We start from the raw sequence: 19,180 nt of genomic DNA on the forward strand, positions 1-19,180 counted from the left end.
ATGTCGTCTATCCATCTTGTCATTATTGATGCCCTTAACCTGATCCGTCGTGTCCATGCTGCACAACCGGGTGAACCCGATATAGCCAGCACAGCCAGAGTTTGCTGTCAGGCTCTGGGCAAAATCATCAATATCAGTGAACCCACCCACATTGTAGCCGTGTTTGATCATCACGGTGAAGACCGAGGCTGGCGCGCAAAGTTACTGCCTCACTATAAAGAAGGTCGCAAACCCATGCCCGAAACCCTGCATGCAGGCATGGACAGTCTCCAGGATGCTTTTATGGCAATAGGCGTCGATTCACTCCTGTCTGATGGTGACGAGGCCGATGATCTGGTGGCAACATTAGCCCTCAAAGTCGCCTCCCGAGGCCAGCAGGTTACGATTGTGTCGACCGATAAAGGCTATTGCCAATTGCTACAACCTACCCTGCGCATCCGTGATTATTTCCAGGATCGCTGGCTTGATAGCCCGTTCATTGAGAAAGAATTTGGCGTTAAACCCGAACAACTCACTGACTATTGGGGACTGGCAGGGATCAGCTCTAGCAAAATCCCCGGCATCCCGGGAATCGGTCCGAAAGCAGCAGTAGAACTATTAACCCTTTACCCTAATCTTGAAGCCATTTTGGCGGCCGATGATTTGCCAACCAAGTGGCAGAAAAAAATCGATGAGCATCGAGAAAGCGCTATAGCCAGCAAGCAAGTGTCATCATTAAAAACCGATCTCGAATTGGGTTTTAACCTGCAAGATATTCGCTACCAGTCCAACATATAGCGCGCCAATTCTCGCCAACAAAAATAAAAGCCACTCCAAAGAGTGGCTTCATCATACTGTGTGACTAATAAGGCTTACTGGTTGTAAGGCAGCTCACCGGCATCAGCCAATTGCGTAAATACATCCAGTAATAACTTGGCAAGATGCTGCTCTTTCCAGTTACAAGGGGTCGGTATACAACCGGCAAGATAATTACGTTTTAGCTGATCAGCCATGTAGTGGGAAAAATCATTTAAATCACCACGCTCAATACGGTCCAGCTCGTGATCTGACAAGCCAAACATAGTGCCTCTTTGGTTCACTATTCCGTATGGATTTTGGACCCCTTCTAACTTGCGGAAGTTAGTAAAGCTATTCTCGCCAAGGGTTACATTCAAGAAATCAGCATACTGTTTATCACTTCTGAAAACAGTATTACCAAGTTGCATATCATGACCATAAGTCGCTTTATAGTTCATCAGCTTACGCTTGAACTCTTCACTCGACATCACGTAGCTCATATTGGTAAGCAATTTCATATGACGCTTGGCACTTTCAGCTGTCCAATCCAGTTCCTTCGAATCAAAAATAGTTCGGTCGGTGTACTCGATATCCCAGTTAGCGGTGATCGCCTTCAGCTTCTCAAGCGTTGGGTTATGCGTGGTCGTATAGAAACGAGAGGCGAACACATCTTGCGTCCCCTCATTACCATAGGCGCCAGCGATACCTGCCATGGTTTTCAGCATGTCGGTGTAGTTATACACACCAGTACCTTCAACTGTGTTGAAACGCTTATCTGCATTAAGCATTGTGACTGGCAATACAATGCGTGTATATGCAGGTAATAGATCGAGATTAGCCAAACGTGCCCAGCTGTACTGGTTATTGGCTTTGATATCGAGATCCACATCAGCCAGATCAAACTCGGTAAAGTTCGTGATTTCGACAGTATTCCCGTCTAACAAACGCACATTAACCATAGAAGCAGTATTTGCCGACAACGACAAGATCGCCCCATTAGTGGCATTATCTTGAAGAATGTCGCTGACCACTGCGCCTTGTGGTAAAGCAGAAAACGCCAGCTGTGCTTCAGCCACAGAAATATTCGGGGTAAACGTCACCGCATTCACCGTATGTACATGCGTTGTCACAGAATCGGTCAAAGAAACAAACCCCTTATCTGTCAACAACAAGTCTTTGGCACTGACTCCTTGGCCATCGACCACGTAAACACCCAGTGATGCTTCCTTGAAGGTATAGCCATCAGCAATGAACTTCTCGACGTCGTACATCGCAACACGTTGACTCTGCTTAACAACCAACTGGTTACCCTTCAGATCTATCGACGCAAAGCCAGTTGGCACTTCAACCATAGCATCTAGAGTGTTACCTTCTGACAAAGCCGCTAAGTCATAGACGGTATAAGCGGCACCTGCAACCGCTAGCAATTTATTTCCCACTAACTCCAAGCTATGAGCACCGTTGTTAGCTAAATAAGCAAATGGAGCAACTTGTTTAATTTCGTGCTTTTCTGCCGGTACATTTTGATATACCGCGATACCATTCTCACCCGTGACAAAAATATATCGTTCCGTAACCGCTATTTTGGCACTTCCATCAAGCTTAATACCCAGCGAATATTGATATTCTTTTGTTTCCAAATCAAAAATATCAACACGGTTATGTGCAGAAATGGCTGAAACATATAGCTGTGAACCATGCTGACGAATATCATTTATTGCTTTGTATTGACGACCTTTGCTAATTGCGGTGATTTTATCTGTTTCACCCGTTTGTTCATTATAAAATCCAATCACTGGATTAGCGATTTCACCATACTGAGCACGAGGTGAATGCGCTGCAATTAACTGATTTTTATATTCTTCAATCGCAATAAAGTTAGCGTACTGTGCATGTACTGCAAAATGATGAGGGTTCACACGTTCAGCTTCATATTTCGGACGCTCTCCCATTGAATTGTCGTAACAGGTTTCAAGTTCACGAACAAGGTTATAATCTTTATTGATATATTCGCTAGGAATACGATCAGCCAATGGATAGTATTCTAACAAACACCCATTGCCGTAATCGTAGTTACCAAATTTCTTATTCACGAAAGTGATACCACCTTGGTACCAACTTAGCTCCCAATCGTCGCCTAAGAAACTAAAAAGGTTACGCATAGCACTTTCATCTGACCAATGGCGCATTGGCACTGAAACGGTATTATCCGTGGTAACTGGATAGACAATACCGTTTATCGACAGATACTTACCATTGCTGAATGCGGGAACATGAGAATGAGGAAAATCAACCTCATCAAGAGAGTATAAATAATCATTTGATTGCGCATAGCCATTAATTTCAGCAATACGCGCCTCAATTTTTTTTGCGGTCTCATTCATAATATCAATATATTCAGGCTGACTTTCACCGGCATAGGTAAGTCCTGATGCCATCATTGAAATGGCCAATAATGAAAGTTTACTTACTTTATTTTTTACATTCATTAATACTGTGTCCTTTTGAATAGGGTCGAATTAAATATATAATCCATATCCTATCAACTAGATAAACGGGGATATAACCATGAATAATAATAATCAGTAACGATATATCGCTACTAAGCCAGCAATATTAAATAATATCTCATCATTTTTAACCAGATTTAAATTGACAATAATATCTATAAACGTCACTAGCTGAAAGCATATTAATGCATCCCAATAGCAAAGAGATAATTAAGTTTTTTTGAATTGTGATGTTTATTCATGATATTAAAATGTAAATTTTTTAGTCACATTTTATTGGAAGCAATAACACATTATTAATGAGTGAATCTTGGCGCTATTGCCAATTTTTTGACTTTATTATCGATGAGATAATAAAAAGGCCCCTATGGGCCTTTTTTAGATATTATCTAGATATAAATGTATCTAGAATTCACATTGTCATTGTTGTTCAATAGGCAGAACGACTATCCAAGCGTTGGATATGTACCGTAATTTCTTCACGATCATGGTACAAATGCTTAGCCTGTAGCTTGAATTTCACCCCATTTTGGATCAAGTAGACTTTCAGGTTTTCAATATCCTGCAGCACCTCATCGTAACGGCCTTTCATTGGCAGCTTCAGGTTGAAAATGGCTTCTTTCGCCCATGCCTTGATCAACCAGTCACCCATCAGGTGAGCAACACGTGCAGGTTTCTCGATCATGTCACACACGATCCACGTCACGTTCTTACGTGGCGGCTCAAATTTAAAACCATCCACTTCATGATGTTTAACCTGGCCGGTATTCATCAGACTCTCTGCCATCTGACCGTTATCAATGGCATGGACAAACATCGAGCGCTTAACCAGCTGATAAGTCCAACCACCCGGGCACGCCCCCAAGTCAACGCCCCACATTCCCGGCGCTAAACGCTCATCCCACTCTTCACGCGGAATAAAGACATGGAATGCTTCTTCTAGCTTCAGCGTCGAACGACTCGGTGCGTCAGACGGGAACTTCAGACGAGGGATACCCATGAAGAAGTTAGAGTTATTGTGGCTGTATGAATAGCCCACATAGCAGCAACCCGGTGCGATAAAGCATAAGTGCAGCACAGGCTTCTTCGGGTTGTCTTTGGTATAGAGTACATCTTGCTTACGCATCGCTTGACGCAACGGCACTGTAAATTTACGGCAGAACTTCAATAGCTCTTTTGCTTCGTTAGTATCAGGCGTTTCCACGCGCAGATCACCACAACGCGGAAAATCAGCCACAGCGGCGAGGATCGGCGAAATGCGATCGTCCGATGGCAGATTATCAAGCAACGGCATTACCGTCATCATTTGGCGGGCAAAGATCAACTCAGCAAAAGGCTGCAGCTGAATAAATTTATCGGCATCTCCCGGCGTGTAGAATTCAAACACCACGTAACCGGTATTATTCTTTACCCGAGGAAAGCCAAACAACTCCAGTTTATTTGCTTTGTCTTGAACTTCACCGGCACATTCTTTTTCGAAACCGGGACGGCAGTACAACAGAACTTGATTCACTTTCAACCCTCAAGTTGATCGCCAGGCAGCAACAGCAAGCATCACCCAGCCAATAATAAAACAGATACCTCCCATCGGCGTGATGGGGCCAAACCACTTTATGCCCGTCAACGCCAGGGCATAAAGGCTGCCGCTGAAGAACACAATACCCGCTGCAAAAAACAGGGCCGCGTATAATACCGCTTTTGACGCAAGAATGCGTGCCAATATTACACAGCCAATCATTGCCAGACTGTGCCATGCCTGATACTGCACTCCGGTCTCAAACACCCCGAGCAAATACGGTGACAAATGCAGCTTCAAGCCATGCGCGGCAAAGGCCCCGAGCGAGACGGTCACAGCCCCGCTCAGTGCCGCAAAAACCAACAGGCTACGACTGAGTGAGCGAATAATCGAATTATCCATCGATACATACCTCTTTGATAAAGGTAGCCAATTGTTCAATTGCCAACGCGATATTGCCAGCTTCGGTATAACCAGACGCCTTACGTGGCTTAAAACCATGATCACCATCGGGCAGGAATGCGATGCTCACGCAATCGGCATAATCCCAATTTTCCACTTCAGCACGGGTCCCAAAGGTATCGCGCTCACCTTGCAAAATCAGTGTCGGGACACCAATAGTCCGCAGATGATCACCTCGAAAATTGTCAGGCTTCCCCGGCGGATGGAACGGAAAACCCAGGCAAGCCACCCCTTGCACCAGATGTTGACAATTTTCAACCTCGGGTAACTCAGCAGCAATATCAGTGACCATTAAGCTGGCCATCCGCCCGCCCATGGATTTGCCGCCAATCACCAGCGTTCCCTCAGACGCAAACGCCGTAATATGCTGTTGAAAATCGAGCAACAACTTAGGCTGGCGATCCGGAGGGCGCTTTTTGCCATCTTCGCGGCGCTTAACCATATACGGAAAATCAAACCGAACGACCCGGATCCCATACGCAGTCAATCCCTGCGCAACAGTCGTCATAAAGGAATGACCCATCCCCGCACCAGCACCATGGGCAAACAAAAAAGTAGCCTGATAATCGCCCTTCTCGGGGACATCAATGAGGTATTCCACGGTGGTCTCCTTACTTTGTCAATATCCGTTAATCTTCAAGATCGGGTAGATCTTCTTGCTCGCGGGCAGCCTTAGCCAGCACCCAATCACGGAATATTTTGATCCGCCCCGTGTCGGCCTGACGTTCTTGGCACACCACATAAAACGCATTTTTACTCATCAGCACTTCATCAAACGGACACACCAAACGCCCGGCTTCAAGTTCTGGTTGTGCCAGCACATTGTTCCCCAGTGCGATCCCCTGACCATGTGCTGCAGCCTGTAATACCATGGTTGAATGGCTAAAAATCGGCCCCTGATTCACATTGGTACCTTCAATATCATGGTGACGAACGTAGTTCTTCCATTCTTTACGCGAGGTATCATGCAACAAAGTGTGTAATTTGAGATCCGCCAGCGTGCGCAACGGCTTAGGGCCAGTCAGCAACATAGGCGAACAAACGGGGAGCAAGAATTCCTGATAAAGTTTGTCAGCACGCAATCCCGGCCAATTACCCCGACCATAGTAAATCGCGACGTCAACATCTTCGGTTAAAGACCCTTCATCCAGATCAACCGCTTTAATGCGCACATCAACATCTGGATGTTGCTCATTGAAATCCGCCAATCGGGGCACCAGCCACTGGATAGCAAAACTAGGAGGTAAACTAATGGTTAACGCCCCTTTTGCTCCCCGCTCTAAGACCTTATCGGTAGCATCAGAAATGGCACTAAAGATGTCTTTGATATCGAGAAAGTAGCTTTGACCTTCTTCCGTTAGCAATAGCGAACGATTCCGGCGACGAAATAATTTCAGCCCCAAAAACTCTTCAAGTGCCTTTATTTGGTGGCTTACTGCTGCTTGTGTGACAAATAATTCTTCAGCGGCACGGGTAAAACTGAGGTGGCGGGCGGCAGCCTCGAACACTTTAAGTGAATTTAACGGTGGAAGACGTCTAGACATACCAATCCTGCATTAGTTTTTTTTATGAGAAACATTATAAAATGTCCCTTGTTCAAGTACCACATAAAACCTATTATTTGCACCGCAACGGTGAGGAAGGCCAAGTTTTTCTGCCCTCTGGCACATTGGCCTTACGCGTTGTTGCGATGTTGTGTTTGCATATTATCCGGGTTGTGCCGGATAGGTAGTCAATCTACCACTTTTACTTCCTGTATTTTTGACCTGTCTGTCAAAATTTATTCTTAGCACTACGCAGCCGCGCAGTGCTTTTTTTTATCTTCAATTTAGCCCATTCCCAGCAAACACGAGATAAACAAGATAACTCCCCATCATACCTATCCTTCGGTATACAATAAAAGCATCAGGAGAAACACTTGCCCTTAACCGGATTTAACCGCATGATCTCTCCCCTTTGTTAATTAGCAATGTGACTCACCATGACTGCCCAATTTGATATCAATCGCATTCGCCAGCAGTTCCCTGCTCTGGCGCAAGACTGCAATGGCCACCCCTTGGTTTACCTTGACAGTGCGGCGACAACCCAGAAACCTAACATTGTTATCGAATCTATCCAACAGTACTACAGTGGTCATAATGCTAACGTTCACCGCGGTAGCCACCAGCTCACCGCGACCGCAACGGCTCGGTTCGAGCACGCCCGCAGCACCGTACGCACATTCATCAATGCCAACGACAGTAAAGAAATCATTTGGACCCGAGGTGCTACAGAGGCACTCAACCTGATTGCCCAGACCTACGCCCGCAGCACACTCCTGCCTGGCGATGAAATCCTCGTCAGTGAACTGGAGCACCACGCCAATATCGTGCCGTGGCAAATCGTCGCTGAACAGACTGGTGCCAAAGTGGTTAAGATTCCGATGAATGATAACTGCACCCTTGATATCGTCGCTTATCACCAATTACTCAGCGCCAAAACCAAAATTGTCGCCGTTGCTCATATCACCAACGTGACGGGTACCCGCAACCCAATTGAAGCGATGATCACAGCGGCCCATGACGTTGGCGCGATAGCGGTTATTGATGGTGCTCAGGCGGTGGCTCACGAAGTGGTTGATGTGCAGGGCTTAGACGCTGATTTTTATGTATTCTCCGGCCATAAGATCTACGCTCCGGCAGGGATCGGGGTGCTCTATGGCAAACAAGCATTACTTGAGGCGATGCCACCTTGGCATGGCGGCGGCAAGATGGTCGAGAAAGTGACGTTTGAAGGCACCACGTTTTCGCAGCTACCAGGTAAATTTGAAGCCGGTACCCCGAATGTCGCAGGAAGCCTTGCACTTGAAGCCGCTATTCTCTGGTTACAATCGATTGATCGACAAGCTGCAGAACAACATATTCACACCTTACGCCAGCAAGCACTAGACGGCATTAAGGATATTGACGATCTGCGTATCATCGGCCTGCAGCCAGATGCCAGTCTGTTTTCTTTTGTCGTTGATGGGGTTCATCATCAAGATATTGCCACCCTACTTGATCAGCAGGGCATTGCCCTGCGTGCGGGCCATCACTGTGCCCACCCCATGATGGATGCCCTTCATATCAATGGCACCTTACGGGTTTCACTGGCCCTGTATAACACTGAACTCGACATTGAACGCTTTATCGCGGCGCTGCACAAAGCCTGCAGCCTGCTTTAGGAGAACACCATGACTTTGCCTACTCATCCATTTGGCCACGAAATTACCAGTGACATGATTGTCGCGCAAATGGCGGCTGCCAGCGGCTGGGAAGACCGCTACCGTACGGTGATCCAGCTTGGCAAGCAACTTCCAGTACTACCCGATTCACTCAAGCAAGATCAGCTCAAAATCAGCGGCTGTGAAAGCCAAGTCTGGCTGGCCCACCAGCAGGACAAGGGGATTTTTCACTTTATCGCGGACTCTGATGCCCGCATCGTTCGTGGTCTGATCACCCTAGTACTTGCCGCTTACGACGGAAAAGATGCCGAACAAATTCGCGCCTTTGATATTGATGGCTACTTTGACAGCCTAGGCTTGATGGCCCACCTGAGCCCATCACGAGGTAACGGATTAAAAGCCATCGTCGAACAAATAAAGGTGTTGGCTAACGCGTAACAGTCCCCCGTTAATATACAAACGCGAGCCGAACAGACAAAAAAAGCGAGAGCCTAGGCTCTCGCTTTTTATTATCGGTTGTTATGTCCGATGTCGATTCTACTCAGCAGGCTTAGTGGCTCTTCATGTAAGATTCCGCACTTGCGTTTCTCGAACCCGCTCTTCCTCGACACTCGTCACTACGACTTATACTTTTCAACCAGCTTTTGAATAATGCGTGATACTGCGACAAAACCAAACGTCGCGGTCACCATGGTTGCCGCGCCAAAGCCGCTGGCACAATCCATCCGTTTAGGTCCTTCAGCTGTCGCTTTGACATTACATACCGAACCATCCGCCTGTGGATATTTCAACTGCTCAGTCGAAAACACACAGTCAATACCAAACTTACGTTTGGGGTTCTTCGGGAAGTTATGGTGGCGACGTAAAGTATCACGCAGTTTCTTCGCCAGTGGGTCTTGGATGGTCTTGGTCAGATCGGTAATTTGGATCTGAGTTGGATCCATCTGGCCGCCAGCACCACCGGTAGTGATCACTTTAAGCTTGTTACTCTTACAATATGCCAGCAATGCCGCTTTTGGCTTCATGCTATCAATCGCATCCAAGATGTAATCATAGCGACTGTCGATATATTCAGGGATATTGTTAGGGGTGATAAAATCATCAATCAGGTTTACCTGACAGTCCGGATTGATCAGCTTGATCCGCTCAGCCATCACTTCAATTTTGCTCTGGCCCACCGTGCCTGTCATGGCATGGATCTGACGATTGATATTGGTCACGCACACATCATCCATATCAATCAGGGTCAATTCTCCCACGCCCGATCGCGCCAATGCTTCCGCCGCCCACGAGCCGACCCCACCAATGCCAATCACGCAAACATGCGCCGCACGCAAGATCTCGACTTCGCTGTTGCCATAAAGACGACGGGTACCGCCAAAACGCTGGTTGTAATTGTCTGATGCTGGGGTATCTAATTCTCGCATGATTTTTCCGCGCTGTGTGTCAAACATTCATAAAGAAAGAGTGCGATTTATACGCACTCTTAATAAAATTGTCCAGTCACGCTAGCAGGGTTTCTCCCTGTACTATTTCTCTGGCGCAGACAGCTCAGTCATCGAGCCTTCTAGCCCCAGCTTCCATACTCGGCCAAAATGCTTGTAATGACCCGCATCAATCCCCGCCTGTGTACCCATACCATGATATAAGTCGAGATGGTTTTTCTTCACCGCACCACCAGTATCCAGCGCCATTAATAATTTCAGCACATGCTGCCCGTTCCAGTTACCGGCCGCATCCAACTGGGGCACTTCTGCCAACAGTACACTCCCCATCGGTAGGTATTTCCGATCCGCCGCTACCGATGCATGGGCTTGTAACGGGATCCCTGCGGTTCCCATCACATCAAGACTGTCTTGCGGCTTGAAGAAGACAAAAGACGGATTTTGCTCCAGCAATTCACGCACCGTCGCCTCATCCTGCTTCTGGACCCACTCATCAATAGCCTGCAATGACATCTTTTCTTTCGGCACTTCACCGCGCTCAATCAAAACCTTACCAATACTGACATAACGCTGTCCGTTTTTGCCATTGTAAGCGAAATACTGTAGTTGATTATTATCTTCATAGTGAACAAAGCCGCTGCCCTGTACTTCCATCATGAAAATATCCAGCATCGAGTCACTGTAACCGAGCTCTAATCCTTGGCCGTCAAGCGCCCCGGCATAAATCTCAGCCCGACTTGGACACTGCTCGCCACAGTTGGGCATCGCATAGACGGGGTAACGATAAGTGTCATCGGGTTGGTGTCGAAGCTCAATCACAGGCGAAAAATAACCAGTAAACATCACGTTTCCGTAGCCATCACCGCCACCCATTTGCTCAAGCTGAATACCATAATTAGCCAAATCACTCGGTTTGCCACTCTGCGCCGCCCAATTTTCCACTTGACGGTATAAAGCTTGGTATTTCGCTGCCATCGACGGTGAACGTTCAATCACCTTATCGGCCTGCTGCTTGAACTGGCTATAATCACGACTTTTATCCGATACCAATTCAGATACCGGATTCAAAACATGATCAAAGCTGCCATCCAGATACTGTTGTCCACGATCCGTTGGTCTGGCACACCCAGCCAAACCCAAAATAAAAAACGCTATCGTTGCTTTACGAAACACCGCACACCTATGAATAATTATCTAGCCAAGGAAATTGAATAAAAGTGTAACTAACTCGAGGATAAGGCCCAAGAGTAATCACACCATAGTGACATTTTTACTTATCGATTAATATGTGATGTCAGCGCCATGTATTAATTGGCTGTGATCTCACAATTACCGCCAGATGCATTGCTGATGATTGAGTCATACAGGGCCTATTTCTGTCCCTCTAATACCTGAGATAAGTGTTTCAGCGAGAAAATGATGAAATGTAATGAGCAGGTCGCTGGCGGATCAGCTGATTAGACGCAAACGAATAAGAGTAGAGTTGATCCCCCAAACGGTATTCTAGTTTATGACCATCCCATTGGTACTGACTATTGACCTGACGTCCATCAACAAATACCCCTGTTGGACGAATTTCAAACCGATCAGCCATGTATGGCGCGACGTCCTGCTCGACCCACACACCTGAGATATCAGGAAGTAACTCGGAAGCAGGCCCCCCACCAAGCTTACCCATTGTCCATAGCCCTAATGTAACCGCATAGATTGCGACGACAACAATAAATCCATACGTTAACCGGACTGGCAACGTTGTTTTTTTCTTCTGTTTAGACATAGCTCATACAACATAATCAAGCACTGCTATAAATATACCTGAAAACCCTGCCAGCACCGTGGTGCATTCACCGATTTACTGTCATAACGAGATCTGCTGTCCAAAACAAAGGTTTCAAATAAAGGCATTCCCCAAGCAAAAACAGAATTTTTATTGACTTAAAATGCATAATCATTAATAACATTATATATGGATGGTGCCTTTAACGCCCAGTATTGCACTGGCGGCACGTATGGCTCAGTGACAAGGATGTTAACCGTGAAATTCAGAAGTACTGCACTGGTAAAAGGGTTCCGCCAATCAGCCCCCTACCTCAATGCCCATATTGGTAAAACCATTGTGATTATGCTCGGAGGGGAGGCAATCGCCCACCGTAACTTCTCCCATATTGTTAATGATATAGCTCTGTTAAATAGCCTCGGGTTACGTATTGTTCTGGTCTACGGTGCTCGCCCGCAAATCTCCAACCTCACCGAGCTGGCTGGCTATCCGACGCCTTATCATAAAGGGATCCGGGTTACCGATGGAAAAGCTTTAGAGCTGGCCAAACAGGCCGCAGGACAATTGCAGCTCGATATCACCGCACGTTTTTCGATGGGATTAAACAACACCCCAATGGCTGGCGCGCAGATCAATGTCGTCAGCGGTAATTTCATCATTGCCCAGCCACTCGGTGTCGATGATGGCGTTGACTACGCCCATACCGGAAAGATCAGGCGTATCGATTTTGCCGGGATCCACCGTCAGCTCGATCAACGCGCCATAGTCTTACTTGGCCCGATCGCCAGCTCGGTCACTGGTGAATGTTTCAACCTGACCTCAGAAGAAATTGCCACCCAGCTCGCGATCAAGCTAAAAGCTGATAAGCTCATTGGGTTCTGCTCTGAACAAGGGGTGTTGGACGAAAATGGCAATGTATTCACTGAAATACTCCCTCGTGAAGCGGAACAAGCCCTGTTGCGGCTAACAGAACAACAAGCCGCTGACAGCGGTACCGGCCGTTTCCTGCGTGGTGCAATCAACGCCTGCCGAGCTGGCGTTCCTCGCAGTCATTTGCTCAGCTATAAAGACGACGGCGCCCTCATCCAAGAGCTGTTCTCGTTTGAAGGTATTGGTACTCAGGTCGTGATGGAAAGTGCGGAACAAGTCAGACAGGCAACCATTAATGATATTGGAGGGATACTTGAACTGATCCGCCCATTGGAACTAGAAGGGATCTTGGTGCGTCGTTCGCGCGAACAGCTTGAACAAGAAATCGAACAATTTACTGTCATTGACCGTGACGGATTGATCATCGGCTGCGCGGCGCTCTACCCATTTCCTGATGAATCGATGGCCGAAATGGCGTGCGTGGCGGTACACCCTGATTTTCGTGATGGTGATCGTGGCGTGGTATTGCTGAGTCACCTACGTCAGCGAGCCAGAGAACAAGGGCTCGGATCCATCTTCGTCTTGACCACCCGCAGCCTGCACTGGTTCCGAGAACAAGGGTTTATTGAATGCTGCGTCGATCAGCTGCCGATGGCTAAAAAGGCATTATATAACTTTCAGCGCTGCTCCAAGATCTTAATGCTCGGCCTCTAAGGCCGAGCATTAACACGATTCAGCAATTCACGGCGCAGGTTAACGCAATAAGTGAGCCAAACCACTGGCCCGCTCGGTGCGTAACTGCACAGCCCGTTTAATCACTGCAGGCTGAGCAAACAGGTATAAGCGGGTTTTAGCTCGGGTGACCCCAGTGTAGATCAGCTCACGGGTCAGTATAGGAGTAAAATCGGTCGGGAGCACCATCACGGTATCAGCAAACTCAGAGCCTTGTGATTTATGAATCGTCATTGCATACACGGTTTCATGATCCGGTAAACGGCTCGGCAGTACGCTTCGGATGGTGCCATCTGGCATGTCGAAAAAGACCCGTAAATGCGGCTGTGCCGGATTGGCTGTTTCATCCATCATCGCGATACCGATATCCCCGTTATACAACCCCAAACCGTGGTCATTACGGGTGATCATCACGGGCCGCCCGACATACCAGGTATCATCCGTCTGACTAATTTTACCCGCTTTCACTAACTCGCGTTCGATGCGGTGATTCAGTCCTGCAACACCAAAATCCCCCTCTCGCAGCGCACACAGTAATCGCACCGATGCAAATGCATCCAGAACGGTTTTGGGGGACTGCTTTTGCTCAATCGCCTCCAAATAATTACGATAGAACATAACGGTCATCGTGATCATCTGCTGGTAACTGTCCGTACTTAACCCATAATGCTTAATATCTTGATAGCCGTGCTGGCATACCGTATCGACCTGATGAGGGTTGCCGTTATTGATCGCTTTAGCCAACTGACCAATGCCCGACTCGGCATGAAAACGGTAGCTTTTCCTCAGCATACACAAGCTATCAGCCACGGGACTCATCGCCACATCATTATTGGCATTACCCACTAACTGGAAGCCTGTAAGCTGACTCAACACCTGTGCTTGCTGCGAGCTGTAACCCTGATAAGAAAACGCACAAATGTCGCCAAGCACGGCTCCGGCCTCAACCGACGCAAGCTGATCGCGGTCACCGAGTAAAATTAATTTGGCATGCGATGGCAACGCATCTAACAAGCGCGCCATCATCGAGAGATCGACCATCGAGGCTTCGTCCACTACCAACACATCCACGTGCAGCGGATTATCTTTATGATGTCGAAAATCAACCTGGTTCGGTACCGACCCCAATAAGCGGTGCAACGTGCTGGACTGGGTAGGGATCCGCTCTCTGACCTCGGGCGAGACGGGCAACGACTGTATCGCCGAACCAATGGATTCGGTCAGACGAGCCGCCGCTTTACCCGTTGGAGCGACCAGTTTGATCGTCGGTATCGCATCGTCATCGCCACGACTTAAGTGATCCGCCTGCATCACCAATGCCGCCAGCAATTTTGCTACCGTGGTCGTTTTACCTGTACCCGGCCCTCCCGAAATCACCGAAAACTGACGGGTAAGTGCCATCGCTGCCGCGACCTTTTGCCAGTTAAGGCATGCAACTGACGGTACTAGCGCATCTAATTCACTGAGCTCCTCGGCACGTATAGCACGAGTTGCGACCGCATCAATTTTGGCCCAATCAAGCCGATCAGGCTGTACTACATCCAGCTTGTCACACACCTCGCGTTGACGCTGCTGCAGTGTATTAATCTGCTCTGTACTGGCGGCTTCATCTCTTTTTAACTGCTGCAAGGCCATAAATAAATAGGTATAGCTACGAGGAAACAGCCTATCCAGTACCTCAGCCATCATCGCCGTGTCGGATGACGCTAACACATTGGGTTGCGCGGCGGACTGGAGTTTATTGGCAACCAGCCGCTCAAAATGCCAATAGCGGTGTAGATATAAACGGCCATTTTGCAAGATTAATGGCGTCGCTTGAGGCTTCTCTTGGGCTCCTTGTCCTGACATATCCGTCACGACAGGCAAACGACGTAAATACGCGATCCATTCATCCGGCTCGACGATTCCATCCAGTAACTGCACCGACACCGCCGATGGCAAACCAAACAATGACTGTGCCGAAACATGACCCAAAGCTAAACACACATGCCCCTTACCGAGTTCATGGCTGGTTAATGCCGCCACTAAGGCGACAAGTGGTGCATCGGCTTCCGTGCTACGTTGTGCGACAAACTTGGCAAACTGATAATCAAGCTGACGTAAAATCCCTTGCTGCGTCAGGGTGTGTAATCGCTTAAGCATCAATCTGCTCTCCATCAATCAAGCGTTCTAAATCAGACAATAACGCTGCACTCGGCCGCGCATGGAAAATACCGCTATCACTGCCCGCAGCCATCCCGCGTAAAAACAAGTAATATACCCCACCAAAATGGCGCTCATAGTCATAATCGGGAATCCGACTGCGTAAGAACCGCTGCAATGCCAATGCATAAATCTGGTACTGCAAGTCATAGCGGTGATCACGCATCGCCGCGATCAATTGTTCACCGCGGTATACGCTCGGATCATCACCTAAGTGATTCGACTTCCAGTCCAGCACGTAATATTTACCCTGATGTTCAAATACCAAGTCGATAAAACCTTTCAGCATACCGCTGACGGTGGCAAAACCGAGTTCACCCGCTTTGGCTGAGACCGTATCATGCCGAGCAATCACTTTATTTAGTACCGCAGACTGCAACAGCTCTATCGGCAATAGGAATTCCATCTCGGTCAGGCGCTGCGCCGGAGTTTTATCCACCAATCGCATCGACTGCTCATCCAGCACACAGTGCAACACATCGTGGATCAACTGCTGCAACACTGGGAGCCACTCCAGCTCATAATGTTCCTTTTGTAACAAGTCTGTCAGAATGGCGACGGTTTCAGGGCTATCAACAGGCGCTGTAAATTCAATCTCTTCAAATACAGTGTGCAAAAAGGTGCCCGGACGCGCCCCCCGCGGGAAGGTATAAATTGAGCGTACCGGTTCAAGATCAATGACCCCATCCTCCCCTCCCGTTAACGACTCCGCCGCCGATTCAATATCGAACCCCGGTAGATCGAGGCTACTGTCATGGTAGGCCTGATGCCCCTGCTTAACCAAGCTGGAGTAGCTGGTCATCCACCAATTGCGCTCTAACGATGCGGTAAAAACATTCGGTGCCAATATGGGAGCCTCTTCGGCTAATGGCTGCCAAGGATGATCAGCCAGTTGCGGGGGAGCAACAACGCGAATAGCCGACTGGCTTTCGGCCAGTTTGGCCAACGCCAGTTCCAACTCGGCAATCCCACCGGCTTGACCATTTTGCACCAGATACCCCATCGCAGACTGATGTAACCCGGTCGGCTCTTTAGTGCTACGGCCATTACGGATCGGTGCCATACCCACGTAACAGCCATACACCGCCCGTGTCAGAGCAACGTAGATAAGACGAAGATCCTCTGCCAACCGTTCTTTATCCGCCTTTTCAATCGAATCCGCTTGTTTAGCGATATCCAATATGGTGATGTTGTCAGCGTCATCGTGATACTTCACTTCACCTTTGCTGTCGACTTCGCGGTAGCTGCACACAAACGGCATAAATACCACGTCATATTCCAAGCCTTTTGATTTGTGAATAGTGACAATCTGGACCAAATTGCGTTCCGACTCTAACCGCACCACCTGATCGTCGGCATTGCCGTTTGGCTCGGCGATATTCTCCGCCAGCCAGCGCAGCAAGCCATAATCACTGTCTAATGTCTGGCTGGCTGCTTGCAGCAACTCTCCGATATGGAGCAAATCAGTCAGGCGGCGCTCCCCCCCCTCATCCGCTAACAAACGTTCCGCAATTTGATGTTGCGCCATCACGCTGCGCAACATCGGCATCACGCCACGACTAAGCCACTGCTTACGGAATCCTTTGAAGCTGTTAATCGCCACTTCCCACGCAGTTTCACTGTTATTCAGCTCATCTAGCTCAACGGCGGTCAGGGCAAACAAACGGGATGCCAGCGCCGCCCGTAATGCCCGCTCATCTTCAGGGGTCAGTACCGCTTGTAATAGCCGTTGCACGTCTGCCGCTTCTGCACTGGAAAAAACACTGTCACGGTTCGACAGATAGACACTGGCGATCCCCTGATCTGACAATGCTTTCTTGATCATCCGCCCTTCATTACCCGTCCGAACCAGCACGGCAATATTGCCCGCTTCAATCGCATGCTGATGGTCTTTCTCGCTAAAGTAGGCGGCTTTCTGCTGAGACTGAGTCAGCAAATATTGGATCTGTGCCGCAGTCGCCGCCGCCATGATCTCTTGGTAACTGCCTTTGGTCACCGGTTTGCCCGCGTTACTCTCTTGCAGCCAGAACGTCAGCGCAGGTTGGCGCTCACCGTCCAGCCACCAGCTACGATCCGCGGCTTTCGGACTGTGTTTCACCGATAAGAACTGAATATCTTGATCGTAAATAAAGGGGCTATCCGGCTGCTGAAACACCGCATTCACCGCACCAACCATATCAGCCGTTGAACGCCAGTTTGTCTCCAGTGTGTAGTGATCCTGAACCTGACGGCGGGCCTGAATATAGGTAAAAATATCAGCGCCTCGGAAGGCATAAATCGCCTGCTTCGGATCCCCGATCATAAACAGTCCGCACTGAGGTTGGTGACGATAAATTGTGCTGAAAATATTATATTGCAGTGGATCAGTATCTTGGAATTCGTCGATCATCGCCACCGGATATTGGGTGCGAATACGCCCCGTCAGGCAATCACCATGATCGTTTTCAATTGCGGCAGACAGCTGGGTCAGCAAATCATCGAACGATAACCAGCCTTTACGCGCCTTCGCCTGTGCCAATAGCGCCCGACAATGCTCAATCGCGTGCGCCATCAGTGGATCACGCAAATTAGCTGGGGTATCCAATAGGGCTGCGACGGCAGCAAAAACCGGGTGCTCAGGTGGCTCACCTTTGGCCGTTTTCTCAATCAAGGTTTGCTGATGAAAACGCTCAAGTTTATCGGGCAGTTCATAACTGTCCGTCGGCAGCGCTGCCCACTGGCTCACTTGTGCCAGCCAAGCCGGTAAACTTTTTTTGGTATAACTGCGTTTATTGATCCCAGAATTGGCTATCAACGCCTCAAAGTCAGCTTCATGCTCACGCCATTGAGCCTTAATCTTGTCGATACGCTGCATATTTTCCCGATGCAGATCCGCAAGGGAATCACTCATGGCAGCAACAGATAACTTAACGGGGGCCCCTGTCAGGCTATTACCAATATCTCTCAACAACGCGGCAGGGGATGACCAGATGCTACGCACCTCACTCGCCAATGGTGTGGCTAAGTGATAAAAATTACGCCGCCAGTAATCAGCAACCACGAGACTTTTTAGCTGGCTTTCATCAGTGACAAATTCATTGTTAAACCGGCTACCTGACTCGAAGGCATTCTGAGTCAGCATCCGCTGACAAAAACCATGGATAGTATAAATCGCAGCTTCATCCATCTGCCGTTCGGCATTAAGCAAAATCTCCGCCGCCGCTTTATGATCATGGATTTCCGCAAGCAATGGCGCGATGACCGGATCATGGCTAACACCGCGACTAAAAGCTAACCGGGCATCGTGGATTCGGGCACGAATACGATCCCGCAGCTCGGCGGTGGCCGCTTCCGTAAACGTCACAACCAAAATTTCCGTTACCGTGAGTTCATTACCATGACGCGTTTCTACCGAACCATGACCAAGCAGCAATCGCAGATAAAGACTGGCAATGGTGAAGGTTTTCCCCGTACCAGCTGAAGCTTCGATTAAACGCGCCCCATGCAAGGGGAAGGTCATTGGTTGTAATGTGTTGGCAACGCTTGCGTTATCCATGGATTGTCGTTCCAAATTCTATGATCTTAGTTAAGCCACCAGGCGACCCCAGCAACCTCGCAGGTTTATTTTTGGCGTGACACTGGTCACATTGCCAATGTGATCAAGTACTTATAATGAGTTTAAATATCTTAACCACGATAGTTATCCCC

The 19,180-nt window shown here is 48.4% G+C and carries 14 protein-coding genes; 4 read left to right on the forward strand and 10 right to left on the reverse strand.

Going from position 1 to position 19,180, the window contains the following annotated elements:
* Positions 1-777, forward strand: coding sequence for a flap endonuclease Xni (gene xni, locus L4D12_RS15315; RefSeq protein ID WP_428448718.1), 777 nt, complete (start codon positions 1-3; stop codon positions 775-777).
* A 74-nt stretch (positions 778-851) separates the two neighbouring features.
* Here the strand turns inward: xni and L4D12_RS15320 are convergent, their stop codons facing one another.
* The 5 genes from L4D12_RS15320 to L4D12_RS15340 all read right to left on the reverse strand — a co-directional run bounded on the left by L4D12_RS15320 (position 852) and on the right by L4D12_RS15340 (position 6,809).
* Complete coding sequence (locus L4D12_RS15320; protein ID WP_428448719.1) at positions 852-3,266, reverse strand: hypothetical protein; 2,415 nt, start codon at positions 3,264-3,266, stop codon at positions 852-854.
* Between the two features lie 451 nt (positions 3,267-3,717).
* Positions 3,718-4,800 (reverse strand): 23S rRNA (cytidine(2498)-2'-O)-methyltransferase RlmM, encoded by a 1,083-nt coding sequence (gene rlmM / locus L4D12_RS15325; protein WP_428448720.1) that lies wholly within the window; start codon positions 4,798-4,800, stop codon positions 3,718-3,720.
* A 9-nt stretch (positions 4,801-4,809) separates the two neighbouring features.
* Positions 4,810-5,205 (reverse strand): DUF423 domain-containing protein, encoded by a 396-nt coding sequence (locus L4D12_RS15330; RefSeq protein WP_428448721.1) that lies wholly within the window; start codon positions 5,203-5,205, stop codon positions 4,810-4,812.
* Positions 5,198-5,866, reverse strand: coding sequence for an alpha/beta family hydrolase (locus L4D12_RS15335; RefSeq protein WP_428448722.1), 669 nt, complete (start codon positions 5,864-5,866; stop codon positions 5,198-5,200). The genes L4D12_RS15330 and L4D12_RS15335 overlap by 8 nt, the downstream gene beginning before the upstream one ends.
* Positions 5,867-5,894: 28 nt before the next feature.
* Positions 5,895-6,809 (reverse strand): transcriptional regulator GcvA, encoded by a 915-nt coding sequence (locus tag L4D12_RS15340; RefSeq protein WP_428448723.1) that lies wholly within the window; start codon positions 6,807-6,809, stop codon positions 5,895-5,897.
* Between the two features lie 437 nt (positions 6,810-7,246).
* On the opposite strand from L4D12_RS15340, the gene csdA reads away from it, so the two are divergent.
* Together csdA and csdE are read left to right on the forward strand one after the other, a co-directional pair.
* Entirely contained in the window at positions 7,247-8,467 is a 1,221-nt protein-coding gene (csdA, locus tag L4D12_RS15345; RefSeq protein ID WP_428448724.1) for a cysteine desulfurase CsdA, read from the forward strand.
* Between the two features lie 9 nt (positions 8,468-8,476).
* Positions 8,477-8,905, forward strand: a complete 429-nt coding sequence (csdE, locus tag L4D12_RS15350) for a cysteine desulfurase sulfur acceptor subunit CsdE (RefSeq protein WP_428448725.1) — start codon at positions 8,477-8,479, stop codon at positions 8,903-8,905.
* Positions 8,906-9,084: 179 nt separating this feature from the next.
* Here csdE and tcdA read toward each other — a convergent pair whose 3' ends face one another.
* The 3 genes from tcdA to L4D12_RS15365 form a co-directional block, all read right to left on the reverse strand.
* Entirely contained in the window at positions 9,085-9,894 is an 810-nt protein-coding gene (gene tcdA, locus L4D12_RS15355; RefSeq protein WP_428448726.1) for a tRNA cyclic N6-threonylcarbamoyladenosine(37) synthase TcdA, read from the reverse strand.
* A 102-nt stretch (positions 9,895-9,996) separates the two neighbouring features.
* The gene (gene mltA, locus L4D12_RS15360) at positions 9,997-11,085 is read right to left on the reverse strand and encodes a murein transglycosylase A (RefSeq protein ID WP_428448727.1); all 1,089 of its coding nucleotides are present in this window, start codon (positions 11,083-11,085) and stop codon (positions 9,997-9,999) included.
* A gap of 232 nt (positions 11,086-11,317) precedes the next feature.
* Entirely contained in the window at positions 11,318-11,689 is a 372-nt protein-coding gene (locus tag L4D12_RS15365) for a DUF2850 domain-containing protein (protein WP_428448728.1), read from the reverse strand.
* 258 nt (positions 11,690-11,947) lie between these two features.
* On the opposite strand from L4D12_RS15365, the gene argA reads away from it, so the two are divergent.
* Complete coding sequence (argA, locus tag L4D12_RS15370; RefSeq protein WP_428448729.1) at positions 11,948-13,273, forward strand: amino-acid N-acetyltransferase; 1,326 nt, start codon at positions 11,948-11,950, stop codon at positions 13,271-13,273.
* Between the two features lie 39 nt (positions 13,274-13,312).
* Here argA and recD read toward each other — a convergent pair whose 3' ends face one another.
* Both recD and recB read right to left on the reverse strand, forming a co-directional pair.
* The gene (gene recD / locus L4D12_RS15375) at positions 13,313-15,433 is read right to left on the reverse strand and encodes an exodeoxyribonuclease V subunit alpha (protein WP_428448730.1); all 2,121 of its coding nucleotides are present in this window, start codon (positions 15,431-15,433) and stop codon (positions 13,313-13,315) included.
* On the reverse strand, positions 15,426-19,028 hold the full coding sequence (gene recB / locus L4D12_RS15380; protein ID WP_428448731.1) for an exodeoxyribonuclease V subunit beta: 3,603 nt from the start codon (positions 19,026-19,028) through the stop codon (positions 15,426-15,428). The genes recD and recB overlap by 8 nt, the downstream gene beginning before the upstream one ends.
* Positions 19,029-19,180 lie beyond the last annotated feature (152 nt).

Source organism: Photobacterium nomapromontoriensis (assembly GCF_050336815.1).
GTDB classification, from domain to species: Bacteria; Pseudomonadota; Gammaproteobacteria; order Enterobacterales; family Vibrionaceae; genus Photobacterium; species Photobacterium nomapromontoriensis.

Bases quoted from the DNA above. Each gene is read 5' to 3' on its own strand.
- csdA (WP_428448724.1), top strand. From the start codon at position 7,247: ATGACTGCCCAATTTGATATCAATCGCATTCGCCAGCAGTTCCCTGCT.
- recB (WP_428448731.1), bottom strand. From the start codon at position 19,028: ATGGATAACGCAAGCGTTGCCAACACATTACAACCAATGACCTTCCCC.
- tcdA (WP_428448726.1), bottom strand. From the start codon at position 9,894: ATGCGAGAATTAGATACCCCAGCATCAGACAATTACAACCAGCGTTTT.
- L4D12_RS15330 (WP_428448721.1), bottom strand. From the start codon at position 5,205: ATGGATAATTCGATTATTCGCTCACTCAGTCGTAGCCTGTTGGTTTTT.
- recD (WP_428448730.1), bottom strand. From the start codon at position 15,433: ATGCTTAAGCGATTACACACCCTGACGCAGCAAGGGATTTTACGTCAG.
- xni (WP_428448718.1), top strand. From the start codon at position 1: ATGTCGTCTATCCATCTTGTCATTATTGATGCCCTTAACCTGATCCGT.
- L4D12_RS15340 (WP_428448723.1), bottom strand. From the start codon at position 6,809: ATGTCTAGACGTCTTCCACCGTTAAATTCACTTAAAGTGTTCGAGGCT.
- L4D12_RS15320 (WP_428448719.1), bottom strand. From the start codon at position 3,266: ATGAATGTAAAAAATAAAGTAAGTAAACTTTCATTATTGGCCATTTCA.
- csdE (WP_428448725.1), top strand. From the start codon at position 8,477: ATGACTTTGCCTACTCATCCATTTGGCCACGAAATTACCAGTGACATG.
- L4D12_RS15365 (WP_428448728.1), bottom strand. From the start codon at position 11,689: ATGTCTAAACAGAAGAAAAAAACAACGTTGCCAGTCCGGTTAACGTAT.